The sequence below is a fragment of the Mangrovimicrobium sediminis genome (assembly GCF_004745945.1).
Taxonomy (GTDB): Bacteria; Pseudomonadota; Gammaproteobacteria; order Pseudomonadales; family Halieaceae; genus Mangrovimicrobium; species Mangrovimicrobium sediminis.
Genome location: NZ_SRLE01000013.1, coordinates 108182 through 133473, shown reverse-complemented (window position 1 = coordinate 133473; position 25292 = coordinate 108182). Strand labels below are relative to the sequence as shown.

The 25292-nt window shown below is 65.6% G+C and carries 22 protein-coding genes; 6 read left to right on the top strand and 16 right to left on the bottom strand.

What is annotated here, in order from left to right:
* Nucleotides 1–92: 92 nt before the first annotated feature.
* On the top strand, nucleotides 93–824 hold the full coding sequence (locus E4634_RS18245) for a 4'-phosphopantetheinyl transferase family protein (protein WP_135446098.1): 732 nt from the start codon (nucleotides 93–95) through the stop codon (nucleotides 822–824).
* Here the strand turns inward: E4634_RS18245 and ilvN are convergent.
* Entirely contained in the window at nucleotides 814–1305 is a 492-nt protein-coding gene (gene ilvN, locus E4634_RS18240; protein ID WP_135446097.1) for an acetolactate synthase small subunit, read from the bottom strand. The genes E4634_RS18245 and ilvN overlap by 11 nt on opposite strands.
* Nucleotides 1306–1307: 2 nt before the next feature.
* Nucleotides 1308–3053, bottom strand: coding sequence for an acetolactate synthase 3 large subunit (locus E4634_RS18235; protein ID WP_135446096.1), 1746 nt, complete (start codon nucleotides 3051–3053; stop codon nucleotides 1308–1310).
* A gap of 511 nt (nucleotides 3054–3564) precedes the next feature.
* On the opposite strand from E4634_RS18235, the gene E4634_RS18230 reads away from it, so the two are divergent.
* Together E4634_RS18230 and E4634_RS18225 are read left to right on the top strand one after the other, a co-directional pair.
* Complete coding sequence (locus tag E4634_RS18230) at nucleotides 3565–4011, top strand: DUF4124 domain-containing protein (protein WP_135446095.1); 447 nt, start codon at nucleotides 3565–3567, stop codon at nucleotides 4009–4011.
* 53 nt (nucleotides 4012–4064) lie between these two features.
* A complete protein-coding gene (locus E4634_RS18225) occupies nucleotides 4065–4526 on the top strand; it encodes a DUF4124 domain-containing protein (RefSeq protein WP_240725242.1) in 462 nt (153 codons plus the stop codon).
* A 128-nt stretch (nucleotides 4527–4654) separates the two neighbouring features.
* On the opposite strand, the gene E4634_RS18220 is transcribed toward E4634_RS18225, so the two are convergent.
* From E4634_RS18220 to rluD, 9 genes are all read right to left on the bottom strand, one after another.
* Complete coding sequence (locus tag E4634_RS18220) at nucleotides 4655–5227, bottom strand: GspH/FimT family pseudopilin (RefSeq protein ID WP_276606635.1); 573 nt, start codon at nucleotides 5225–5227, stop codon at nucleotides 4655–4657.
* Complete coding sequence (locus E4634_RS18215; RefSeq protein ID WP_135446093.1) at nucleotides 5227–8499, bottom strand: pilus assembly protein; 3273 nt, start codon at nucleotides 8497–8499, stop codon at nucleotides 5227–5229. Before E4634_RS18215 ends, E4634_RS18220 begins: the two co-directional genes overlap by 1 nt.
* Before the next feature lie 38 nt (nucleotides 8500–8537).
* Entirely contained in the window at nucleotides 8538–9041 is a 504-nt protein-coding gene (locus tag E4634_RS18210; protein ID WP_135446092.1) for a hypothetical protein, read from the bottom strand.
* Nucleotides 9038–10240: a PilW family protein gene (locus tag E4634_RS18205; RefSeq protein WP_206046941.1), complete on the bottom strand. Its 1203-nt coding sequence runs from the start codon at nucleotides 10238–10240 to the stop codon at nucleotides 9038–9040. The genes E4634_RS18210 and E4634_RS18205 overlap by 4 nt, the downstream gene beginning before the upstream one ends.
* Nucleotides 10237–10821, bottom strand: coding sequence for a type IV pilus modification protein PilV (gene pilV, locus E4634_RS18200; protein WP_206046940.1), 585 nt, complete (start codon nucleotides 10819–10821; stop codon nucleotides 10237–10239). The genes E4634_RS18205 and pilV overlap by 4 nt, the downstream gene beginning before the upstream one ends.
* Nucleotides 10822–10824: 3 nt before the next feature.
* A complete protein-coding gene (locus tag E4634_RS22020; protein WP_135446091.1) occupies nucleotides 10825–11211 on the bottom strand; it encodes a type IV pilin protein in 387 nt (128 codons plus the stop codon).
* Between the two features lie 146 nt (nucleotides 11212–11357).
* A complete protein-coding gene (clpB, locus tag E4634_RS18190) occupies nucleotides 11358–13940 on the bottom strand; it encodes an ATP-dependent chaperone ClpB (protein WP_135446090.1) in 2583 nt (860 codons plus the stop codon).
* Nucleotides 13941–14032: 92 nt separating this feature from the next.
* Nucleotides 14033–14755, bottom strand: a complete 723-nt coding sequence (gene pgeF, locus E4634_RS18185) for a peptidoglycan editing factor PgeF (RefSeq protein WP_135446089.1) — start codon at nucleotides 14753–14755, stop codon at nucleotides 14033–14035.
* A complete protein-coding gene (rluD, locus tag E4634_RS18180; protein WP_135446088.1) occupies nucleotides 14748–15713 on the bottom strand; it encodes a 23S rRNA pseudouridine(1911/1915/1917) synthase RluD in 966 nt (321 codons plus the stop codon). Before rluD ends, pgeF begins: the two co-directional genes overlap by 8 nt.
* A gap of 97 nt (nucleotides 15714–15810) precedes the next feature.
* On the opposite strand from rluD, the gene E4634_RS18175 reads away from it, so the two are divergent.
* Nucleotides 15811–16686 (top strand): outer membrane protein assembly factor BamD, encoded by an 876-nt coding sequence (locus E4634_RS18175; RefSeq protein ID WP_135446087.1) that lies wholly within the window; start codon nucleotides 15811–15813, stop codon nucleotides 16684–16686.
* A gap of 1143 nt (nucleotides 16687–17829) precedes the next feature.
* Here the strand turns inward: E4634_RS18175 and E4634_RS18165 are convergent.
* Nucleotides 17830–19461 carry an NAD+ synthase gene (locus E4634_RS18165; RefSeq protein ID WP_135446085.1) on the bottom strand — a complete coding sequence of 544 codons (1632 nt, stop codon included), beginning with the start codon at nucleotides 19459–19461 and terminating at the stop codon, nucleotides 17830–17832.
* Between the two features lie 132 nt (nucleotides 19462–19593).
* Between E4634_RS18165 and E4634_RS21730 the strand changes: the two genes are divergently transcribed.
* Nucleotides 19594–21210 carry a sensor histidine kinase gene (locus E4634_RS21730; protein WP_240725241.1) on the top strand — a complete coding sequence of 539 codons (1617 nt, stop codon included), beginning with the start codon at nucleotides 19594–19596 and terminating at the stop codon, nucleotides 21208–21210.
* On the top strand, nucleotides 21211–22596 hold the full coding sequence (locus E4634_RS21725) for a sigma-54-dependent transcriptional regulator (RefSeq protein ID WP_206046939.1): 1386 nt from the start codon (nucleotides 21211–21213) through the stop codon (nucleotides 22594–22596).
* Nucleotides 22597–22634: 38 nt separating this feature from the next.
* On the opposite strand, the gene E4634_RS18155 is transcribed toward E4634_RS21725, so the two are convergent.
* From E4634_RS18155 to lspA, 4 genes are all read right to left on the bottom strand, one after another.
* A complete protein-coding gene (locus E4634_RS18155) occupies nucleotides 22635–23189 on the bottom strand; it encodes a GspH/FimT family protein (RefSeq protein ID WP_135446143.1) in 555 nt (184 codons plus the stop codon).
* A gap of 209 nt (nucleotides 23190–23398) precedes the next feature.
* A complete protein-coding gene (ispH, locus tag E4634_RS18150; protein WP_135446084.1) occupies nucleotides 23399–24349 on the bottom strand; it encodes a 4-hydroxy-3-methylbut-2-enyl diphosphate reductase in 951 nt (316 codons plus the stop codon).
* The gene (locus E4634_RS18145; RefSeq protein ID WP_135446083.1) at nucleotides 24349–24804 is read right to left on the bottom strand and encodes an FKBP-type peptidyl-prolyl cis-trans isomerase; all 456 of its coding nucleotides are present in this window, start codon (nucleotides 24802–24804) and stop codon (nucleotides 24349–24351) included. The genes ispH and E4634_RS18145 overlap by 1 nt, the downstream gene beginning before the upstream one ends.
* A complete protein-coding gene (lspA, locus tag E4634_RS18140) occupies nucleotides 24801–25277 on the bottom strand; it encodes a signal peptidase II (RefSeq protein ID WP_240725240.1) in 477 nt (158 codons plus the stop codon). Before lspA ends, E4634_RS18145 begins: the two co-directional genes overlap by 4 nt.
* Nucleotides 25278–25292 lie beyond the last annotated feature (15 nt).

Sequence of the window (25292 nt, the reverse complement as noted above, 5' to 3'; positions counted from 1 at the left end):
GCATCCTTTAGCGGGGCCCAAAATAGCACAGAACGTTGCACTTTGCCCGGCCATGCCCTAGTGTCCGGGTGCCCTTTTACCGCACCTCGTCCATGCCTGCCAACGACTCCCCCACCGCCACCGCCACCAGCTGCTACCCAGCGCTGGAAGCCGGCGAGGTGCATGTCTGGCTCTGCCCGCGGCATACCCGGGAGGACTCAGACAAGCTGCGCCGCGATTTGCTCAGTCGCTACGCAGCGCTGCCGCCACAGGCATGGCGCTTCGAGCGCGGCCCCTGGGGCAAACCGGTCATCGCCAACCCGGCCGTACCGCTCGAGTTCAATCTCAGTGACAGCGGCGACTGGCTGGCCTTCGCGGTCAGCGCCGGCGTACCGCTGGGCGTGGACCTGGAGCAGAAGCAGCGGGCGCGGGATGTCCTGCGCCTGGCGCGGCGCTTTTATCACCCGGGGGAGATCGCGGCCCTGGAACAGGCGCAGCCAGGGGCGGCCTGCGAAGCCCTGTTCTACGACCTGTGGACGCTCAAGGAGGCACACGTGAAGTGCCGCGGCCTGGCGCTGCCGCCGCTGCTGGAAAGCGTGGGATTCAGTTGCGACGAGGGCGGCATCAGCCGGCTGGGTGAAGAGCCGGACACCTCCGCCTATTGCCTGCTGCGGCCGCGCGATGACCTGCGCCTGGCGCTCAACGTGATGCTGGCGCCGGGACAGGCGCTGCGCCTGAGGCTGCTGCAACTCACTGCGAGCGGACCCGCGCCCTGGCCGGAGCCGGGGCTGCGGGCCGCATCGCAGCCGCTGGAACTGCTCGACGGTTTGCCGCCTACAGGCTGAGGACTTTCTCGCCGCGGGAGATGCCGGCTACGCCGGAGCGCACGACCTCGAGGATGTCCACGTCGGTCATCGCCGCAACAAAGGCATCGAGCTTGTCCGAGGTGCCCACCAGCTGGATGGTGAACACGGTCGGGCCCACGTCGACGATCTGCCCGCGGAAGATATCCGTGGTGCGCTTGACCTCGTCACGGGCGGCACCCACCGCACGCACCTTGATCAGCATCAGGTCGCGCTCGATGTGCGCGCCGTCGGTGAGATCCACCAGCTTGACCACGTCCACCAGCTTGTTCAGCTGCTTGGTGATCTGCTCGATATGCAGGTCGTCGCCCTTGGTGGTCAGCGTCAGCCGCGACAGGGTCGGGTCGTCGGTGGGCGCCACGTTCAGGGTCTCGATGTTGTAGCCGCGCTGGGAGAACAGGCCGACCACCCGGGACAGCGCGCCCGGCTCGTTTTCCAGCAGGATAGAAATAATCCGGCGCATGCTCAGGTCCTCTCGTTCTTGCTCAGCCACATGTCCTTCATGGAGCCGTTGGGGGCAATGTGCATCGGGTACACGTGCTCCCTGCGATCGACCAGGACATCGAGAAATACGGTGCGGTCCTTCAGCGCGAACGCCTCGTCCATCGCCGCGTCGAGATCTTCCAGTTTCGTCACCTGCATGCCGACGTGGCCGTAGGCCTCCATCAGCTTGACGAAGTCCGGCAGGGAGTCCTCGTAGGTGCTGCCGGAATAGCGTCCCTCGTACTGCATGTCCTGCCACTGCTTGACCATGCCGAGGTAGTTGTTGCGCAGGTTGATGATTTTCACCGGGGTGTCGTACTGCTTGCAGGTGGACAGCTCCTGGATGTTCATCTGGATACTGCCCTCGCCGGTGACGCAGGCCACGTCGGCATCCGGGAACGCGAGCTTGACGCCGATCGCCGCGGGCAGGCCGAAGCCCATGGTGCCGAGGCCCCCGGAATTGATCCAGCGGCGCGGCTGGTCGAAGCGGTAGTACTGGGCGGCAAACATCTGGTGCTGGCCAACGTCCGAAGTCACGTAGGCGTTGCCACCGGTGGCGCGGTACAGGCTCTCGATCACCTGCTGCGGCATGATCTGCTCACTCTGGCCGTAGCGACGGCCGGTGAGCAGGCCGTGGGCGCCGCGCCATTCGTCGATCTGCGTCCACCAGCGCTCCAGCGCCATGGCGTCGGGCAGGCCCGCGTCCTTGTCGCGCAGGTCATCGAGCTGCGCCAGCAATTCGGTGAGCACCGAGTCCACCGGGCCGACGATGGGAATGTCCGCCTGTACGGTCTTGGAGATGGAGGCCGGATCGACATCGACGTGAATGATCTTGGCCCCGGGGCAGAACTTGGACACGGTGTTGGTCACCCGGTCGTCGAAACGTGCACCGACCGCGAGAATCACGTCCGAATGGTGCATGGCCATGTTGGCTTCGTAGAAGCCGTGCATGCCGAGCATACCGAGGAACTGGCGGTCGGTACCGGGGAAGGCGCCGAGTCCCATCAGGGTGTTGGTCACCGGGTAGTTGAGCGTGCGCGCCAGTTGGGTGAGCAGTTCGCTGCCCTCGCCCTGCACCACGCCGCCGCCGGCGTAGATCACCGGGCGCTTGGCGCCCAGCAGCAGGCGTGCCGCCTTCTTGATCTGCCCGGTGTGGCCGCGCTGGGCGGGTGAGTAGGAGCGCATCTTCACCGCGTCCGGGTAGTGGTACTCGAACTTTTCGTCCGGGCGCGTGCAGTCCTTGGGAATATCGATGACCACCGGGCCGGGGCGGCCGGTGGCGGCGATGTAAAACGCTTTCTTAATGGTCGCGGGAATTTCCTCCGCGCTCTTGATCATGAAGCTGTGCTTCACCACGGGACGGGAGATGCCGACCATGTCGGTCTCCTGGAACGCATCCTGGCCGATCAGGTGGCTCATGACCTGGCCGGAGAGCACGACCATGGGAATGGAATCCATGTAGGCGGTGGCGATGCCGGTAATCGCGTTGGTCGCGCCGGGGCCGGAGGTCACCAGCACCACGCCGGGCTTGCCGGTGGCGCGGGCGTAGGCATCCGCCGCGTGGGTGGCCGCCTGCTCGTGGCGCACCAGGATGTGCGGCACCTTGCAGTCCTTGAACAGCGCATCGTAGATGTGCAGTACAGCGCCGCCTGGGTAACCGAAAATATAATCAACGCCCTCGTCTTCCAGGGCGCGGGCAATCATTTCACCGCCGGATAAAAGATCCACAGCAATACTCCTGTCGAAAATGCGCAGCGCGTAACCCTCGCCGGCATATTTCAGTCGTTGTGTGGACGAAGCGAGAACGGATACCTGGAACCGGTACCCGACTGGCCACGCCACCCCCTTGTCGACCTGCACACGTCGCGACCTGTCCCGGAAGGGACACTCCTCCAGGGATTATCGATCACGAACCCGTGTATCGGTCGCCCTGCGGGGTAGCGCAGTGTCTGGCCATCAACCGTACCGATGCGGTGCCGGTTGACTACGGGACTCACAGGCAGCTGTACCGAATAATCGGATCAGCACAGTGGGCCAGCGGCCGAGGGTACTCGACGTTAGCCGTTGCCACTTGCAAGACCCGCGCAATCTAGGCCCCGACGGCGGGAAAGTCAACCGGGGGCATTGCGGAAACGTGACCTATCACCACTTTTCGACAGCTTCTGGTTTGCTCCCCCTGGCAATCCGCATATACTCGGGATTCCTATAAAAATTAGGGGTTTATAGCGTGAACTCAGCAATGGCAAGGACAGTGTTGGTAGCGGTGCTTTGTGTCGCCGGCGTCCAGGCACTGGCTGCCGGCAACCTGTATCGCTGGAAAGACGCCAACGGCAACCTGGTGGTCAGCGACCGTCCGCCGCCCGGCGGCGAGGAGTTCGAGACCATTTCCACGCGCTCCAACCTGGTTCACAACGTTGAAGCGGAGAAGGCCGACAAGGCGGAGAGCAGCGTGTCGGTCGACAGCGGGACCGCATCACGCAAGTCGGCAGCGGCCTCCTCCAAGAGCGCCATCCACGAGAAGAACCCCGAGTACTGCAAGGCCGCCAGGGCCAACCTGGAGGTCATCGACACGGCGGCGCGGATACGCGTCAAGGGCGACGATGGCGAGATGCGCTACATCACGGACGAGGAGCGCGCACAGCAGCGTCAACAGGCACTCGACGTGATCGAGGCCCATTGCGAGTGACCACCGCCGGGGCAAGCCAGCGGCCACGCGACGAACAATCTCGAGGAACTATGATGGTATCAGCTAAATGGCACCTGGTCCTGGGCGCCGCCGCACTGTACGCGTGCAGCGCGCTGGTGCCGCTGGCCCACGGCGAAGAAGTTTACTATCGCTGGATCAACGAGCGCGGCAACGAGGTGCACAGCGACCGCCCGCCACCGCCCGGCATCGATTACGAAGTGAGCCGCACCGGCTCCACCCTCAAGCGCGTGGTGGATGCCGATGAAGGCGCGGTACCCGCCGAGGTCAAGCCGCGCGTCGGCAACGAATTCACCAGCGTGGACGAGGCCGCGGCCAGTCGCAGCAAGAAAAACCCCGAGTTGTGCACCCGCGCGCAGACCAACCTGGACGCGCTCACCAGCGGAGCCAGGGTGGAGATCCGCGACACCAATGGCGACAAGCGCTTCCTGACCGACGAGGAAATTCTCGTCGAACGGGCCAAAGCCGAGGCTGAAGTCAGCGTCTACTGCCCCTGAGCCCGACGCACGCCGTCCTCGCCCGGGCGCCGGCGCCAAGCGCGGCATACTTTCGCCGGTAGCTCTTGCCCGGGACCCAGCAACTCTTGTCCGGCACTAATCTTGTCCGGCACCAATCTTGTCCGATGCTAAGGACACGCGCCCTGCGTGGTGGTCTTCACGCTCGTACGCCCCGCTGCAGTGAGCGTGATCTCCCGCTCCTGGTGCCCCAGCGGCTTGCTCTGGCAGATCTTCATCTTTGACGTCATCACGGCTGAACCACTGGGAGTCACCGATGTGACCTCGGCCCCGGAAGGGTCGAAGCGCAGGGTATGCACACTGCTCAGGTTGGTAAACACCAGGCTGTCGGGGAAGGGCTCGCGGTACTGGATCACCACGTCATTGGGGTCGATGACAAGCCAGCCGTTGTCCCAGGCGCCGGCGCCGGCACAACCTGAGCCGAGGTTGTTGGCGACACACAGGCGTACCGGCGCGTTGCGCTTTATTGCCTCGCCGCGTGCGAGATAGACGCTGGTGACAAACTCGTTGGCGGCGGACTTCAGCCGGGTTACCACCCCCAGCGTGGAGAAACCGGGAATAGCCACCGCCAGCACCACACCGAGGATCACCAGCACAACCATCAGTTCCACCAAGGTGAAGCCGCCGATGCGACGTCGGCGACGGCACTGTCCCTGTTCTGCTCGCCCGCTGACCTGGCCCACTACTTCAGGATCTTCCAGTAGATGCGGTTTTTTGCCTGCAGCCAACTGGCTGCTGCACTCGCTTCAGCCGCGCCGATGGGCGAGGCCTCACCCCCGCAGCTGATACAGAACGGCACTACTGTACCATCGTCGAGGATCACGTTGCCGGCCACCGGAGTCGGCACTAGGCCGCCGCCGACGATCACGTTCTGCTCGCCCTCGCCACTGCTGTATTTCAGGTTGTAGGTAGAGGCGGTGCCCAGCCCGGCGTCGCAATCGCCCGGTGTGTAGAGCTGCGGCACATGGGTGCTGAAATTCACCACGTCCGCCACCGTCAGGGCACCCGAAACCACCTGCTCGCCCGCCGCCAGCTGGTATTTCCAACCCTCCGGGTTAACCGGGGCGTTGGGATCCAGCGGCCCGGAGGGACTCACGCCAGACAGGCGGTCCAGGCACATCTCATCGGCGCCACACACTGACGGCGAGGGATCGATCAGCCAGGCGGGCACCTTGGGCTTGTCGACAAAACTGACAAAGTAGTTCTGCACAGCGGCCGCCCCACCGTAGTCATACAGGGGTTTCTCCCGATCGCCCGAGCCGAGCAGGAGCTGGTACTCGTAGTTGCGATCCGGCACCCGCACCACATCCGGACCGAACAGGAACTTGCGTGCGGCACTGCAGGTGGCGGTGGCCGTCCCGCCACAGCCGAAGCTGGCGATTTTGGTGATGGTCCAGTCAACGGGGGCCGAACTGCCGATCTCGGATTCGGCATTGACACCGGATATCCGGTAGAGATTACCACCGGTATCCGCCGCGTAGGCAAAGGCGATGTCCCGGTCGCCCTCGGACAGCGGCACTACAGTCACCCGCCCGGGGACGGCGCGGTCTGTGCCGAACTCCTTGAGGATGGCGCCGGTATCGGCATCCAGCACGTAGATCGAGTTGCCCTTGTCGCTGCCGGCGCAGTTGTTGTTCTGGTCCACGTCGTTGTCGTAGTCCTCGCAGGCGTCGTAACCGCCACCCATCAGGATGACCGGCCCCCCGCCCGCACGGGGCGTAACGCTCGCCTGTGACCAGGTCTGGCCGATGTTTGCCCAGCCCGTAGTGCAGTCGGTGTCGTTGTCCAGGTTGGGACAGCCCTTGCGCCACTTCAGCACAGGGTCGGTGGGCGGATTGCTTGTAGTGTCGCTGACATCAAAGGCGTAGAGCGTGCGTCCGCCGCGCCGCATACCGACATAGAGGTTGACCGCCGGCGAATTGGGGTCGAGCCACGCGGTGATAGGACCGTCAGGACCATACGACTTCGCCACACCCGCAGCCGGAGCGGTCGCAGCAGTAGCGGGGAACCTGATCGTGACGCTGTTGGGGTCGAAGACATGGTTGATGTCGTCGTAGAACTCCGGCGGTATGAACGCCCAGAATTCCCCGCCTGCATCGATGCCTGAGAGCGTATCCGTACGGCTCCCGTTGATGGCACGCAAGGACCCGTCGTTCGCCCCGTAGAACACAACCACCTCGGGAGTACCGGTGCCGCGGGCGAAGTCCACAGCCACCGGCTGCGAATGAATCACGTCGCCGTGGACCGAAGGGCGGAAATCCAACTGGCCGTTTACCCCGTTCTCATCCTGTACATCGTAGCCGCGCGCCCAGCGGATTCGATCGATACGCTCATTGGCATCGGTAATACCCGGGAACTGGACATCGGAGTTCAACACGTTGAAGTCGGTCAGACCCGAACAGCCCGAACTACCGCTGGCCGGGGTACAGGTAAATACCTTGCGCAAGGCGGGCGACGTCGGGGTCAGCACATCGCTGCGCAACACATAGGCCTGACCGCCCTTCTCTACGTGCGGACCGTCGGGCGTGTTCGAGGAACCGGGGTCCGCGGCGCTGATACAACTGCCGCGCTGATCTTCCGGGTCGAGGAAATCCCAGTAATCGTCCTCGAGAGCGGGTGTCCAGAAACTGCTGACACATTCCTTGAACAGGCCCTCGGTGTCCCCGGTGGACGATGAATACAATGCGGGAACATCGTTGGCGTCGAGCAGGCGCAGCACGTCGTCGGCGTCCAGGCCGAGCTTGTACTGCTTGAGGTTGCCAAACCAGCGTGGGCCCCGCCCCTCATCCGGACGAAACTGGCCGATATACACCTGGTTGAGAAACGTACTCTGCGCGTTTGCGCTGGCCGGCAGCGCGACCGACGCAAACACCGAGTTCTGGGCGATGATGGCGCTGAGTATATCGGTCACGGCCTTCACGATGTTGTCGTAGTCACCGTCGATGTCGACATACTCGCCACCACCGTGGTGCGCCATATTGCGCATGGTATCCGACCAGGCAGGACCCTGGCCGCTGGTTGTCGCGTTGATATCGATGGTGTAGGTGGAAATGCCGTAGCGGCTGTGCCGCATGAACGCGGCCCATTCGTCGGCCAGGTACTGGCCGGGACCATCGACCACGGTGACTTCAGGCGCCAGGTCGACCCACTGCGCTCCCCCGCCCCCGGAGCCGATGACCCCGCTTCCCGATATGCCGCCGGTAGCGCTGTAGGGCCAGTCCGCGGCGAGCAGTAGTTGGTCCGCGTTGCGTTCGGAACTCGCCGAACTCTGGTTGGGACCGTTGCCGATGTAAATAATATAATTGCCGGCGCAGGAATCGTTTGGATCTACCGGACTGTTGTAAGCGCTGGCGCGCAAGCTATCCAGCGCGTTACCCGGCCTGCCCCACACGTCGTGAGATTCAGCGCAGCACTTCACGGCATTTCCCCCGTTGTACATGTAGGTGTTGCCCCGATAATCCGCCTCCTCGTGGTTGCCGGCGAACGGTTCGCCACCGGAGAAATACTGCCAGGCTTCCGCCATGACCACCGAGGCCTGGCCACCGGCGCCGTCGTGAACATTGCTCTGGAAGCCACGGATAGACCCGCCGTCATCCTGGTTGCCCAGCAGCATCAATCGGTAGTCGTCCTTTGCGTCCTCGTCGATCAGCCTGATCGCCGCGCGCACATAGCCACCCTTGACGTTGCGAACAACCGAATTGACCTTGCTGTTCAGCATGATGCCGACGTTGACGGAGCCGACGGGCAGCGCTTCAAACACATCGACAAGCGCGTCCATTTCATCGTCAAACGGCTGCCGCCAGTTTGAGGTGTTGTCGATGATGAACAACACATTGGGCACTCCGGCTTCCACCGGTGGCGCGCCGAGAAACAGGTCGATGTCCTCCGCGCGCAACGACGCCGTGCATGCCACGCTACAGAGGGTGAAAAGCAGCTTCCTGATTACAGTGTTCATACCCGCCTCCCGGGCCAGCCGTGGCCAGGAACCAATTTTCAGGGACCGCAGAACAGCGTCTTCTGTGTATTCGTCACCAGCAGGCGCACGCCTTGCGCCAACCGGACGTCCGCGCCGGTCACCACATCAGTGGCGTTGACGCGGATTTCCCACAGGATGTTCCAGGCATTGCCGGCACTGAACCCGGGAAGCGTAACGCTGCTCGCCGCGGGGGTACTCGCCTGGGTCGCCTGGATACATTCGGGGGCCTCGCGGTCGACGAAGTAATCCACGACACCATCGTTGTTGATATCCATGGGCGCATCCACCAGCACCAGGTCTGCGGGAGACGCTGGCGGGGTGGTGAAGTCGGATTGAATCGCGGCCTCGATATACCACTGGCCCGCGGCTATGGCCTCGTCGCGCACCTGCACATTACCCACCGCATTGAGATTGTTGGTGCTGATGGCGTAGGCGGTGACGACAAGAATGGTGGTGAGCAGCAGCATCATCATTGAAACGAAAATGGTGATCACGCCGCGCTGGCTTCCGGCCGCTCTCATGGCGGTGTCTCCCTGCGCCCGGAAACATTGTTCAGGCGCACCGTGGAACTGAAGGCATGCCGCTTGAAGCCCGTGCCCGCGGGCAGGTCGGCGGCGGCGACGGTAAAACCGGACCCCAGTTGATAGGTTTTGGTGTCGGCATACCCGGCAGAAACCTCGGTCGCGCGGGCCAGCAGGAACAGCTTGACGGCGACGACGTTGGTCAGTTCATCCAGTGCGCAGGACGGTTCACAGTGCACGAAACTCTCGGGAACACCATCGCCGCGGTTGCGCGGCGAGTAGCGCACGTCTTCATCCGCCCAGGCGATGGGGTCGTTGGGGTCGACGTCCTCCCCGGTATCGCTCTTGCGGTCCAGCCCCAGTTCCACGCGGAACCGCTCGATCCCCTCGACCAGGGCCTGCGCCGGCTGCTGTTTCAATTCGCCGCCGCTGAAGCCGAATTCGGAGCGCACCAGGGTGGGAATCGCATCACCCGGGTCTACTGCGTAATCGCGAATGTAGTAGATCGATTGCACGTAGCGACGCGGGGCGACCGGCGTGGCGCAGTCGAGTTCGAAGGGCGTGACCGGCGAGTTCGGATCCAGGGTGAAGTTGATACCGGCATTGATCTGGCCCGAGTAGCAATTCGCATTGGTGAAATACAACTCGTTGGGGTCAAAGGGATCGCAATTCACATCGCCGACCGCGCAGGTCTGGGCGTGGCGGACCAACAGCACATCGGTATCGGCGAGGTAATTGGGCAGGGTGCAGCCGGAGGGCACGCTGTCGTAGGCCTGCAGGGGAATCGCCATCAGCCCGCGGACATAGTCGTCCGCGGCGTCGACCAGGCCGTCGACGTTGGTGTCCCAGTCGTCGAATTCCGCACAGGGCGCCGGTATCGCCGTGGGGTAGTCCGTCGGCGCGCCGGTGTGGCTGAGGTCGTCGAACTCGGGAATATGGGCGTTCCAGTAGCCCGCATGGATGAGGTCATTGCGCAGGAACTGCATGGCAAAACGGGCATTTTCGATCTGGGTGTTGGTCTTGGCCATCTCCGCGTTGGAGCGGGAGACATCCACGAACAGACCGGTCAGGGCCATGACGATCAGCAGGCTGAGCGCCATGGCGACCATCAGTTCAACCAGGCTCAGGCCGCCCTGTCCGTGCCCGGAGGTGCGGGACAGGGCGGCAAGCTGCTTTGTGCGGGCCGGGCTCCCCATCATGTGGACTCCAGGTTGGCCAGGCGCACCATGGTGGTCACGTAGCGGCGGCACTCGTCGTTCACGCACGGTGAAGGCGAGGGCTGGTTGTACAGGCCGACGGCACAGCTGACGCTCGCCGGCGGCGCGGCCACCGGGGTCAGGCCCTGCCATGCCACCGTCACCATGAAGGCACCGATGCCCACGGGTTGCACACAACCGCGGGCGCCGATCATGCCGCCGACCGCAGTACCGCCACTGGTCTCGGCCGCGCCGCGCAGCTGCTCACACCACTCGCGCAGGTCGATCGCAACGACACTGGCATCCGCCGAGTCGCACACCGAGTCCTCGCCCCCCACCCCGAGATAGGGTGTGGCGAGGCCGGTGGTGACGTAGGCGTCCGCATTGACCCGGTTGGTGGAGAGCCGGTCGGCCATGTCGTTGAGCAGCATCAGCGCCTGGCTGCGCTGGTAGGCCTCAACTTCGGATTCCTGCAGGCGCGACTGGATCTGCAGCAGGCCGACGACGCCAATCACCACGATTGCGATGGTGATCAGGACCTCGATCATCAGTGCGCCGGACTGTCGGCTCCGCTCGCGCAGCATGGCTCACTCCCAAAGGTCCGGGGGCGTCTTGACGCCGAGATTATTGAGTGTGAGCGGCCCTCCGTCCCTGGTCTGCTCACCCCTGGGCGCACAGGTGATCGTAAACGAGGGCGGCGCCGGCGAGGCCGTCCGGGTATAGCTGCAGATGTAGTGCTTGCTGACCTCGTCCGGCCAGGTATAGGACACGTCGTTGGGGTCGAAATAGCGGCGCTCGGAGAGCAGGTACTGGGCCTGCCGGTTGGCCAGGATCATCATCTCGCCCTGGGCGGCGGCCCGGTGCCCCTTGAGCACCTGGCGCTGGAACGCGGGCACGGCGATGGCCATCAGGATCGCCACGATACTGACGACCACCATAAGCTCGATAAGCGTGAATCCGCTATCCCGCCGCATCACCAGACCTCCGTCTGATTCTGTTCCTGCTCTTCCTGCAGTCAGCTCGCTGGCTGCACCGCACCGGACTTGCGCAGTATGGAGAAATCGCGCTGGCAGTTACATATCAATTGTAGCTGCCTGGGCGGGATTCATCACTTCCGGGCTCAACGCCCGGAAATGACCGTGTTCTCCCCTTCCTGGTCCACTACCACCGTCGTCCCCGGGGCAAAGTCCCCCGACAGGATGCGCTGGGCCAGGGGGTTTTCCAGCTCCTGCTGGATCGCCCGCTTCAGCGGCCGCGCGCCGTAGACCGGGTCGAAGCCCGCCTCTACAAGGTGATCCATGAAGCTGTCGGAGATCTCCAACTGCAACTCTCGCTCGGCCAGGCGCTTGCGCAGGCCCTGCAGCTGGATTCCCGCAATGCCACGGATCTGGTCCTGCTGCAGCGGGTGGAACACCACCGTCTCGTCGATACGGTTGATGAACTCCGGACGGAAGTGCGTGCCGACCACGCCCATCACCGCGGCCTTCATCTTCGCGTAGTTCTCTTCACCGGCCATTTCCTGGATCAAGTCGGAGCCGAGGTTGGAGGTCATCACCACCACGGTGTTGCGGAAATCCACGGTGCGGCCCTGGCCATCGGTCAAGCGGCCGTCCTCCAGCACCTGCAACAGGATGTTGAACACGTCCGGATGGGCTTTCTCCACCTCGTCCAGCAACAGCAGCGAGTAGGGCCGGCGGCGCACCGCCTCGGTCAGGTAACCGCCCTCCTCGTAGCCGACGTAGCCGGGGGGCGCGCCGATCAGCCGCGCCACGGAGTGTTTCTCCATGAACTCGGACATGTCCACGCGCACCATGGCCTGCTCGGAGTCGTACAGGAACTCGGCCAGCGCCTTGCACAGCTCGGTCTTGCCCACCCCGGTGGGACCGAGGAACAGGAAGGAGCCGTTGGGTCGGTTGGGATCGGACAGCCCGGCGCGCGAGCGGCGCACGGCATTGGATACCGCCACCACCGCCTCGTCCTGGCCGACCACCCTCGAGTGCAGCGCGTCTTCCATGCGCAGCAGCTTCTCGCGGTCGCCCTCGAGCATCTTGGAGATCGGGATACCGGTCCAGCGCGAGACCACCTCGGCCACCTCTTCATCGGTGACCTTGTTGCGCAGCAGGGTCATGCTGCGCTCGGTGTTCTCCGCCTCGTGGGCCTGCTCCAGCTGCTTCTCCAGCTGCGGGATACGGCCGTACTGCAGCTCGGACATTTTCGTCAGGTCGCCGGCGCGGCGCGCGGCCTCGAGCTCCAGCTTGACCTGCTCCAGTTCGCTCTTGATTTCCGCGGCGCCCTGCAGCGAGGCCTTCTCGGCCTTCCAGACTTCTTCCAGGTCGGCGAATTCGCGCTCGGCCTTGTCGATCTCCTCGTCCAGGTGGTCGAGCTGCTTCTTGGCCGCCGGGTCCTTGTCCTTCTTCACCGCCTCGCGCTCGATCTTGAGCTGGATCAGGCGGCGCTCCAGTTTGTCCATGGATTCCGGCTTGGAGTCGATTTCCATGCGGATGCGGCTGGCCGCCTCGTCCACCAGGTCGATGGCCTTGTCCGGCAGCTGGCGGTCGGTGATGTAGCGCTGGGAGAGCTTGGCCGCGGCGATGATGGCGCTATCGGTGATGTCCACGCCATGGTGCACCTCGTAGCGCTCCTTGAGGCCGCGCAGGATGGCGATAGTGTCTTCCTCGTTCGGCTCGTCCACCAGGACCTTCTGGAAGCGGCGCTCCAGCGCGGCGTCCTTCTCGATGTACTGGCGGTACTCATCCAGGGTGGTGGCGCCCACGCAGTGCAGCTCACCGCGGGCCAGGGCGGGCTTCAACATATTGCCCGCATCCATGGAGCCCTCGGCCTTGCCGGCGCCGACCATGGTGTGCAATTCGTCGATGAACAGGATCACCCTGCCCTCTTCCTTGGACAGTTCGTTGAGCACCGCCTTGAGGCGCTCCTCGAAGTCGCCGCGGAACTTGGCGCCGGCCAGCAGCGCGCCCATATCCAGGCTGAGCACACGCTTGTCCTTCAGGCCCTCGGGCACCTCGCCGTTGACGATACGCTGGGCCAGGCCCTCGACGATGGCGGTCTTGCCCACGCCGGGCTCGCCGATCAGCACCGGGTTGTTCTTGGTGCGGCGCTGCAACACCTGGATGGTGCGGCGGATCTCGTCGTCGCGGCCGATCACCGGGTCCAGCTTGCCCTGCTCGGCGCGCTCGGTCAGGTCGATGGTGTATTTCTCCAGCGCCTGGCGCGACTCTTCTGCTTCGGGGTTGTCCACTTTTTCTCCTCCACGCACCTGTTCAATGGCAGTTTTCAGCGCCGCCTCGGTCACCCCGCAGGCGGTCATCAGGTCGGCCGGGCGCCCCTTGGCGGAGAGCATGGCCAGCAGCACCAGTTCGCTGGAGATATAGCTGTCGCCGCCCTGCTGCGCCAGCTTGTCGGTCAGGTTCAGCACGCGCATCAGGTCCTGTGAGATGTGCACGTCGCCGCCGGTGCCGCTCACCCGCGGCAGCGCCTCGACCGCGGCCTGCACCTCGCCGCGCAGGCGGGCGATATCGCCGCCGGCCTTTTGCAGCAACGGCCGTGCAGAACCGCCGGATTGCTCCAGCAGCGCCGCCAGCAGGTGTACCGGCTCGATGAAGTTGTGGTCCTTGCCCAGCGCCAGGGACTGGGCGTCCGCCAGTGCCGTCTGCAGCTGGTTGGTCAGTTTGTCCATTCGCATTGCATATCCTCATTGCCCGCGGGCCTGTGCCGGGGGCTTAAATCTCTACTGCCGGGGATATGCGGGCGAAAGCCCTTAATTCAAGTGGGGAATCACTGCGGCTTGATGCAGATCAGGCTGGCCATGCGGCCGGTTTCACCGTCGCGGCGATAGGAAAAATAACGGCGCGGCGCGCGGAACGTGCACTCACCACCGCCGCTGACCGCACTGACCCCTGCAGCCGCGAGGCGCGCACGGGCCAGGGCGTAGATGTCCGCCAGGTAGCGCCCGGGATTGGGACTGGTGGTGAAACAGGCGCGCGAATCACCGGCGTCGAGAAAGGCCTCGCGCACCTCCGGCCCGACCTCGAAGGCGCGCGGGCCGATGGCCGGCCCCATCCAGGCCTGCAATCGCCCCGGATCGACGCCCATGGCCGCCACCGTGGCCTCCAGCACCCCGGCCAGCAGTCCGCGCCAGCCGGCATGGGCCGCGGCCACCACAGCACCATCGGCGCTGGCGAACAGTACCGGCAGGCAGTCGGCGGTGAGCACGGCGCAGGCGATACCCGGCGTATCCGTCCAGCAGGCATCCGCCTGCGGACAGCCGCGGCCAGCGGCGCGCACGACGTCGGCGCCGTGCACCTGCTGCAGCCACTGGATCGATGTTCCCCCGGGCAGCATCGCCTGCAGGCGGGAGCGATTGGCCGCCACCGCCGCCGGATCGTCGCCGACATGATCGCCGAGGTTGAAAGTGTCCCAGGGGGCTGCACTGCGCCCGCCCTGCCGTTCGCTGGACAGGGCGAGGATGCCGGGAACCGACCAGTCCGGCTCAGGCATGGCCCGCCGCCGGGTCCTCGCTGGCCAGGACGTCCAGCAGGTGCTGCAGGTCCGCCGGCAGCGGGCATTCGAAGCTCAGTGTCTCGCCGCTGCGCGGGTGTACCAGCCCGAGCACCCGCGCGTGCAGGGCCTGGCGCGAGAAACCGCGCAGGGTATCGGTGAGCAGCGGCGAGGCGCCCGGCGGCAGGCGCAAACGGCCGCCGTACACCGGGTCGCCCACCAGCGGGTAGCGCCGGTGCGCCATATGCACGCGAATCTGGTGGGTGCGCCCGGTCTCCAGGTTGACCGCGATATGCGTGTAGTGACCGAAGCGCTGGGCAATCCGGTAGTGGGTGATCGCCGGTTTGCCGCCTGCGACCACTGCCATCTTTTTACGCTGGCGCGGGTGGCGGCCGATCGGCGCCTCTACCGTGCCGCCGCCGGTCAGCGCGCCGACGCACACCGCCGCGTACTCGCGCTTGACCGTGCGCGCCTGCAACTGGTCGACCAGGTGGTGGTGGGCGGCTAGCGTCTTGGCCGCCACCATGATGCCCGAGGTTTCGCGGTCCAGCCGGTGCACGATGCCGCCGCGCGGCAGCAGTTCCATCTGCGGCGCGTGCGCCAGCAGCGCGTTGACCAGGGTACCGTCCGCGTGGCCCGCGGCCGGGTGCACCACCAGGCCCGCCGGCTTGTCCAGTACCAGGATGTCGTCGTCCTCGAACACGATGTCCAGGTCGATCGCCTGCGGCGCCCAGCCCACCGCCGCCTCGGCCTCGGTGGCGATGGACAGCACCGCGCCCTCGACGACCTTGTCGCGCGGCCGCGCCGACGCGCCGTCCAGCAACAGGCCGCCGTCGCGAATCCAGCCCTGCAGGCGCGAGCGCGAGTAATCCGGGAACAATTGCGCCGCCGCCTGGTCCAGGCGCTCGCCGGCCAGGGCGGCGGGCACCACGGCGCTGTGTTCGATCCTTTCGGTCATGGTTTACCTGTTTAAGCGCCTGCGGGGCTGTGGTTAAATACCCGCCTTGACGCGCGGGTGCATCTTAGCATCCCGCAACAGCATACTGGTGAGATCATTGAGATACGTTCTGCTCCTGCTCCTCGGCCTGACCCTGATCGGCTGTGCAAGTAACGACGAGAAAGACGCCATCGCCGCCGACAGCGGCGAACAGGAAATCTACGACCGCGCCCAGGGCCAGTTGCGCTCCAGCAACTTCGACTCCGCCATCCGCTCGCTGCAGGCGCTGGAATCCCGCTACCCCTTCGGCAAGTACGCCGAGCAGGCCCAGCTGGAACTGATCTACGCCCACTACCAGGCCTACGAGCGCGAGGCCGCCGTGGAAGCCGCCGACCGCTTCATCCGCCTGCACCCGGGCCACCCGAACGTGGACTACGCCTACTACATGAAGGGCCTGTCCGCCTACAACGTGAACACCGACTTTTTCGACCGCTTCCTGCCCACCGACGCCGCCGAGCGCGACATCAACCCGGCCAAAGAGGCGTTCGCCGAATTCAACCAGCTGGTCACCCGCTTCCCGGACAGCCCCTACGCCCCGGACGCCCGCGCGCGCATGGTCTACCTGCGCAACGTGCTGGCCCGCCACGAGATCATCGTCGCCAACTACTACTTCCGCCGCGGCGCCTATATGGCCGCCGTCAATCGCGGCCGCTACGTGGTCGAGCACTTCCAGCGTACCCCGGCCGTCCCCGATGGCCTCGCGGTGATGGCCCAGGGCTACATCCTGCTGGGTATGAACGACCTGGCCCAGGACACGATCGACGTGCTGGCCAGGAACTTCCCGGACTACCCGAACCTCGACGAGGACGGCAATTTCGACAGCGTCTACACCCTCGACGGCCTGCAGCGCAACTGGCTGAACAAGCTCACCTTCGGCCTGTTCTTCCCGCCGGAGCCGCCGCAGTTCGATACCCGGCGGATGTACGCCGAGTAACGCTGTCTCCCCCGCCCGGGTGAGCTGGCCTCCAGGGCGCTCACCCGACCACGCTCCCGAGCCGCGGTTCGTGGCATTCCTGACCGTGGCGGGTCGCCCTCCTGAGTCGTAGGGCGCAGCGCCACTGAGCAGTGCTTCCTCGCGTTTCCATCCCGCAATTCGTCGAGTTGCTGAACCGCGGTGCGTCGATTTCCTGAGTCGTGGTGGGTCGTATTCCCGAATCGTGGTGGGTCGTATTCCCGAGTCGTGGTGGGTCGGATTCCCGAGTCGTGGTGGGTCCCCGAGTCGTGGTGGGTCGTACTTCCGAGTCGTGGTGGGTCGTATTCCCGCCGGGCTGGCAGCCGCTACGGGCCCGCCGAAAATCGCAAAAGCGCCGTCCATGGCAGCTCGGCCGGGGCCATCCATGGCCCCGGACGTTTTCGGCGGGCCCGTAGCGGCTTCCATCCCTTCCAGTCGGTACAACGCTGACATCCGGAGGGCGGGCGGCTATCGCTCAGGGTTGCGGCTTCTGGATTGCAGGCTTGAGTTCGCAGTCTGCGATCCACGGTTTCGGCTCGGCTTGGCTTGGCTTGTCTCCCGGCCCTCGGCTCCAGGCTCCAGGCTCCAGGCTCCAGGCTCCAGGCTCCAGGCTTCGGCTTCGGCTTCGGCTTTGGCTTTGGCTTTGGCTCTCGGCTGTCGAGCCTCGGGCCTCGGGCCTTCAGTCTCAGGTTTGCAATCAAAGGATCGGGCGAAAGCCCAGAAACAGCCGGGGATATATCAAAAGGTAGGTTCCGGTGCCGTAGCACCCCCGGCGAAACAATCAGGCCACCGCTTTTTGCGTAGCCGCGTTTGCGGGGGCTTTCCGCGAGGACTGTCTGAGAGCATTTTTCGCGCAGCGAAAAATGCTCGAGTTCCGCAGCGGCCCGCAAACGCGGCGGAGCTTGTGGCCGTTTCGCCGGGGGTGCTACGGCGCCGGAACCGGCGGGTAATACCCTCTCCCCAGCAGCCCGCAACTTGGCGGAGCCTGTGGCCGTTTCGCCGGGGGTGCTACGGCGCCGGAACCGGCGGGTAATACCCTCTCCCCAGCAGCCCGCAACTTGGCGGAGCCTGTGACCGTTTCACAGGCGGTGCTACGGCGCCAGAACCGGCAAGTCGAGAAACCGGCTATTCCCCGATCCGCCACCCAGAGGTGATGGGGTAGCGCCGATCGCGCCCGAACCCGCGCTTGGTGATGCGCACCCCCACCGGCGCCTGCCGCCGCTTGTACTCGTTGATATCGACCAGTCGAACCACCCGGAGCACAGCCTCACGCTCGATACCCGTGGCGATAATCGCCTCCGCGCTCATATCCTCCTCGACATACAACTCAAGGATACGATCGAGCACATCGTAGGGCGGCAGGCTGTCCTCGTCCTTCTGGTCCGGCGCGAGTTCCGCCGAAGGTGGCCGGTCGATCACCCGCTGCGGGATGCACGGACCCAGGGTGTTGCGGTAGCGGCTGAGCTGGTAGACCAGCGTCTTGGGCACGTCCTTGATCGGGTCGAAACCGCCCGCCATGTCGCCGTAGAGCGTCGAATAGCCCACCGCCATCTCGCTCTTGTTGCCCGTGGTGAGCACCAGGTAGCGCTTCTTGTTGGAGATCGACATGAGCAGTACGCCGCGACAGCGCGCCTGCAGGTTCTCCTCCGTGGTATCCACAGCGGTGCCGGCGAATTCGTCCGCCAGGGCCGCCATGAAGCTGTCGTAGATCGGCTCGATGGAGATCACCGAGTGGCGCACGCCGAGCACGCGGGATTGCTCCGCCGCGTCCTCCACGCTCATCTGCGCCGTATAGCGAAACGGCATCATCACCGCCTCGACGCGCTCCGCGCCGAGGGCGTCGACCGCGACAGCGAGGGTCAGGGCCGAGTCGATACCGCCGGACAGGCCCAGCACCACGCCCTTGAAGCCGTTCTTGTTGACGTAGTCGCGCACGCCCAACACCAGGGCGCGCCATACCGCCTCCAGTTCGTCCAGAGGCTCGGCGATGGCCAGGCCGCTGAAGGGGTTCCGCCGATCCCCGGCGTCGAAGCTCAGCCAATATTCGCCTTCCTCGAAGTTGGGCGCGGCGGCCGCGATATCGCCGTCCGCGGTGACCGCGAAGGAGCCGCCGTCGAAGACCAGTTCGTCCTGGCCGCCGACCTGGTTGACGTAGACCACCGGCAGGTCCGACTGCCGCGCACGCTCGCGCACCAGCGCCCAGCGCTCGCCGCGCTTGCCGCGGTGGTAGGGGGAGGCGTTGAGATTGAGCAGCAGCTCGGCGCCGGCATCCGCGGATTGCGCCGCCGGCTCCGGCTCCCAGATGTCCTCGCAGATAGTGACCCCCACACGTACGCCGCCAATTTCCACCACGCAGGGTTCGGTGCCCGGGGTGAAATAGCGTTTTTCGTCGAACACCTGGTAGTTGGGCAGCAGTTGCTTGCGATACTCGGCGATAATACGCCCGTCGTGCAGGACCCCGGCGACGTTGTACAACGCGCGGCCTTCACGACGGGGGTAGCCGATCAGAACCCAGGCCTCACCGGGCAGTTCGGCGAGCAGGCAGGTGAGCGCGCGCTCCACGCGCAACCCGACGCTGGGGCGCAGCAGCAGGTCTTCCGGCGGGTAGCCGCACAGGGTGAGTTCGGGGAACACCACCACCGGCTCGGGCCGCGCCGAGCAGGCGCGCTGGACGATGTCGATGACGCGCTCGGTGTTGCCGTCGAAATCGCCGACCAGCGTATTCATTTGCGCACAGAGAATGTCCAGGCTTGCCATAACACGGCTCGGGATAGCTTTCGGGGAGCGCTATTTTCCGCAAAACTTGCGCCGCAGGCCAGCCCGAATTGGGGTCATGCCTGATACACTGGACATTGATTCGCCAGCAAAGATAACAGGCTTCGAGCCACCGTGAACCGCCCAGCCATTCTCACCAGGCCCAGCAGGTCCTCCGGCGCGCACAGTCTCGCGCCCTTCCGCATCTACGTGGCCTACCGCGCGCTGGTCTCGCTGGTGCTGCTGATCATGCTGGTCAGCCCCAATACCCGGCAATTCGTCGGCATCCTGTACCCGGAGCTGTATATCTGGGTCTCCGTGCTCTACCTGGCCACCAACGTCCCGCTGGTCGCGTTCCTCGGGCGCAGCGTCGGGCCGCGCATCCTGGTCGCGATCTTCGCCACCGACATCGTCGCCATCAGCCTGATGTCCCACGCCAGCGGCGGTGTGATCAGCGGCATCCCGGTGCTGCTGGTGATCACCGTTGCCGCCAGCGCGGTGCTGCTCAGCAATCGCACGCTGGCGACGCTGATTGCCGCCCTCTCCGCGCTCGCCCTGCTCGGCGACACCGTGTGGTTTATCGCCGAGGGTATCCGCGAGGTGCGCTCGCTGTTCCCCGCGGGGCTGCTCGGCGCGCTGGTGTTCCTGGTCTCGCTGATGGTGCAGGTGGTGGTGCAGCGCCTGAGCCGCGCCGAGGAGCTGGCGCGCACCCGGGCCAGCGACCTGTATGACCTGCAGCGCCTGAACGAGCAGATCGTGCAGCACATGGACACCGGCATCCTGCTGGTCAACGACGAGGGCTTCGTGCGCGTGATGAACAAGGCGGCCTCCAAGCTGCTGGTCCCGGACCGTCCGGCGTTCATGGACCAGGGCCGGCTGCTGGCGGACTACTGCACGGAACTGGCCGACCAGTTCGAACAGTGGCAGGACAACGGTCACCACCGCGCGCGGCCGTTTCGCGTGCAGGAGGACTCGCCCTCGATCATCGCCCACTTCCGCGAACTGCAGCCGAGCAACAGCCACGACTCGCTGGTCTTCATCGAGGACTACACGCCGGTCACCCAGTACGCGCAATCGCTCAAGCTCAACTCCCTGGGCCGCCTGACCGCAAGCATCGCCCACGAAATCCGCAACCCGCTGGGCGCCATCAGCCACGCGGCGCAACTGCTGCTGGAGTCGGAGGAGCTCAGCGACAGCGACCAGCGCATGGCGCAGATCATCCAGAACCACAGCGAGCGGGTGAACCAGATCGTAGAGAGCGTCATGCAGATCTCCCGCCGCGAACCGCCCAAGCCCGAGTACCTGGAGCTCGACCAGTGGCTGGAGAGCTACGTGCGCGAGTACCTGCAGGGCCTCAACCGGCCCGCGGACATCACCGTGGACTGCCGCTACAAGGAGCTGATCATCGAGTTCGACCCGGAGAACCTGGGCCGGGTGATGACCAACCTGCTGAACAACGCGCTGCGCCACAGCGGCATGGCGGGCGGCACGGAGAGCGCACGCATCGTGGTGGAGCTCGATTTCGTCGCCCAGGCCTGCTCGATCAACGTCATCGACAACGGTGCCGGCGTGGCCCCGGCGGACCGCGCCAAACTGTTCGAGCCGTTTTTCACCACCGTTTCCGAGGGCAGCGGCATGGGCTTGTTCCTGTGCAAGGAATTATGTGAAATCAACAATGCAGACCTCAGCTACCGCCCCACCGAACAGGGCGAGAGCTGTTTCCGCATCGCCCTGAGCCAGAGAACCATCTGAATGCCTGCACAGCGAGTACTCATCGTCGACGACGAACCCGACATCCGCGAACTGCTGGACATCACCCTCGCGCGCATGGGCCTGGACACCTTCAGCGCCGCAACCCTGGGCGAGGCCCGCGACATGGTGGCGGAGGTCTCCCCGGACCTGTGCCTGACCGACATGAAACTGCCGGACGGCAACGGCATCCAGCTGGTGGAGTTCATCTCGCGCGAACACGCGCACATCCCGGTGGCCATGATCACCGCCCACGGCAGCGTCGAGACCGCGATCACCGCGCTCAAGGCCGGCGCCTTCGATTTCATCAGCAAACCCATCGAGCTGGACACCCTGCGCAAGCTGGTGGCCAACGCCCTGCAACTGGGCCTGGCGGCGGAGAAACCCGGGCGCCCGGTGGACCAGCGCCTGATCGGCGAGACCCCCGAAATCCGCGGCCTGCGCAAACAGATCGACAAGCTGGCGCGCAGCCAGGCCCCGGTGCATATCCGCGGTGAATCCGGCAGTGGCAAGGAGGTGGTGGCACGGCTCATCCACAACCACGGGCCGCGCTCCGCCGGCAGTTTTATCGCGGTGAACTGCGGCGCCATACCGCCGGAGCTGATGGAGAGCGAGCTGTTCGGCCACATGAAGGGCAGCTTCACCGGCGCCACCGGCGACAAGCCCGGCCTGTTCCAGGCCGCCGCCGGCGGCACCCTGTTCCTCGACGAGGTGGCCGACCTGCCGCTGTCCATGCAGGTCAAGCTGCTGCGCGCCATCCAGGAAAAGGCGATCCGCCCGGTCGGTGCCAGCGAGGAGCAGGCCATCGACGTGCGCATCCTCAGCGCCACGCACAAGGACCTCGCCGCCGAAGTGGAGGCCGGGCGCTTCCGCAACGACCTCTACTACCGCATCAATGTCATCGATATCCACGTGCCCAGCCTGCGCGAGCGCATGGCGGACCTGCCCCTGCTCGCCCCCGCCCTGCTGCAGCGCATCGCCGGCGAGCAGGGTTCGCGCAGCATGCGGCTGGACGATTCCGCCATCGAGGCCCTTTGTGCCTATACCTTCCCCGGCAACGTGCGCGAACTGGAGAACATCCTGGAGCGCTCCCTGGCCCTGGCCGAGGGCGACACCATCACCGCCGACAACCTGCAGCTCACCCAGTCCAGCGCCTCGCCGCGCTCGCCCCACGCACGCACCCGCAAGAGCGACCGCGAGGGCAGCCACTCCTGGTCCGCGGACGAGGCCTACGGCAACCTCGAGGGCTACCTCGAGGACATCGAGCGCGAGATCCTGAGCAAGGCGCTGGAGGACTCGCGCTGGAACAAGACCGCCACCGCCAAGCTGCTGGGCATCAGCTTCCGCAGCCTGCGCTACCGGCTGAAAAAGCTCGGCCTCGACGAGTAGGCCCGCGCCGGGCCACCCGACTTCCCGGCCCCGGCCGTCTATCCCGACGGCGGGCATTCCCCCCAGCCGCGCGCCACCCGCGGCCGCCCCACGCGGTTGAGCACCAGGGCGCGCGATTCCAGTTCCGGTCGCAGCTGCGAGCAGATCATCAGCGTGAGATTGCGCCGCGAGGTGCCGTCCGGCAGGTAGGCGATACGCTCGTCCGCCGTGCGGGTGGCGGCGCGGTTGGTCACCCGCAGGCTGTCTGGCAGCGCTGCAGCCAGCCGCAGCAGGGGCTCGTTGGGGTCCAGCTCGCGGTCGTGGTCGAGGTCGGCGAACACCAGCCAGCCGTCGCGATACGCCCCCTCGCAGCTGCGCTCGCCACCGGCGGCATGCCGAGAGGGGCAGAGAATCGCCGGGACATTGCGCTTGATCGCCTGGTTGCGCGTGAACATGACATCCAGCAGCAGGTGCTGCACGGCGCTGCGCATGCGCGACGCCTCGCCAATCTGCTCGAAACCGGGCAGGGCCGCGCCGAGCAGGATGCCCAGCACGGCGAGTACCACCAGCAGTTCGACCAGGGTAAAGCCCCGGGGGCAACGCGCTCCGTCCATGGATCGTCCCTCCTGCGCGCAGCATAGCGGGCCGGGGGCGCGGCGCGAGGGAATGCCCTGATCGGGCCGATTCTGGCGGGAAATGACGCGGCGAGGTGCCGGAAATGATCGTCAGCGGGGGAATGCGACCACCAGTGGGGAAACTGGTGATCGACCCCGGAATCAGCGTCGCGCGCTGGAGGCGCCCCGCAACCGGGTGACAGCGGAGCTCAGATTTCGCGGGCCTCGATACGCAATTCGCGCGGCAGCGAGAAGGTGACGTTTTCCGGCCGCCCGGCGACCTCCAGCGGCGCATCCGCGCCCAGCGCGCGCAAGCCTGCAACCACCTCCTGCACCAGCACCTCGGGCGCGGAAGCCCCGGCGGTCACCCCGATGCGCCGCTTGCCCACTAGCCAGGCCGGGTCGATATCGGCGGCACCGTCGAGCAGGTGGGCATCGGCCCCCATGCGTTCAGCCAGCTCGCGCAAGCGGTTGGAGTTCGAGGAGTTGGGCGACCCCACCACCAGTACCAGGTCGCAATTGGCGGCCAGCTGCTTGACCGCGTCCTGGCGGTTCTGGGTGGCGTAGCAGATATCGTCCTTGCGCGGCCCCTCGATCTGCGGGAAGCGCGCGCGCAGGGTATCGATGACCCGCGCGGTATCATCCATGGACAGCGTGGTCTGGGTGACATAGCACAAGCGCTCGGGCTGGCGCACCTGCAGGGCGGCGGCCTGGGCCTCGTCCTCCACCAGGTAGATGTCGCCGCCGGCGCTGTGGTCGTACTGGCCCATGGTGCCCTCGACCTCCGGGTGGCCGGCGTGGCCGATGAGCACGCACTCACGCCCCTCGGCGCTGAAGCGCGCCACCTCGATATGCACCTTGGTCACCAGCGGGCAAGTGGCGTCGAACACGCGCAAGTGGCGGCGATCGGCCTCGATGCGCACAGCCTGGGAGACGCCGTGAGCACTGAAAATCACGATGCAGTCGTCGGGCACCTCTTCCAGCTCATCGACGAACACCGCCCCGCGCGAGCGCAGGTCCTCGACCACGAACTTGTTATGCACGACCTCGTGGCGCACATAGATGGGTGCACCGAACACCTCCAGCGCGCGGTTGACGATATCGATGGCGCGGTCGACGCCGGCGCAGAAGCCGCGCGGGTTGGCCAGCTGGATTTCCATCAGTGCAGTTCCAGCGGTTCCACGCGGTGTACCAGCACGTCGAACAGTATCGTGCGCCCGGCCAGGGGATGGTTGAAATCCACCGTGACCTCGTCGTCGTCGAATCCGACCACCACCCCGGGCACCTCGCCGCCGCTGGCGTCGGCGAAGGAGAACACCAGGCCCAGGCTCAGCTCGGCGTCCGGGTCGAAGTGCTCGCGGTCGATGCGCTGCACGTTGTTCTCGTTGGGCTGGCCGAAGGCATCCTCCGGCGGCACAGTGAACAACTGGCGCTGGCCGGCGGTCATGCCGAACAGCAGGCGCTCGAAACCGGGCAGCAGTGAACCGTCGCCCACGGCGAAATCCACCGCCTCGCCGCCGAAGTTGGAATCCACTTCCGAGCCGTCGTCCAGGCTCACGGAAAAATTGAGGAAGACACGGGTACCCTCGGATACGGGTACGCTGTTTTCGATCATGCTTGCTCCCGTCCCCGTTGGAGGACGCTATCGAGTAACAGGCAGGCAGCGCCGACGGTAATCGCCGAGTCGGCCAGGTTGAAGGTCGGGAAGTACCATCCGCGCCAGTGCACGGAGATGAAATCGACCACGTAGCCCAGCGTCAGCCTGTCGTACAGGTTGCCGAGGGCGCCGCCGAGAATCAAGCCCAGGCCCAGGCCCAGCAGCCAGTGAGCGCGCCGCCCTACCCAGATCCAACCGCCGATGAACACGCTCATGGCCACGGCGATAGCGGTGAACAGCCAGCGCTGCCAGCCGCCGGCGCCACTGAGGAAACTGAAGGCGGCGCCCTCATTATGGTGCAGGGTCAGGTCGAACCAGAAAAACACCGGTTGTGGCCGAGCGTACTGCAGCAGGGTACTGGCCAGCTGCTTGGTGTAAAGGTCGGCCGCCACGACGATCAGCGCCAGTGCGTACCAGCGGAACGCTTTCAATGCATCAGGCCCCGC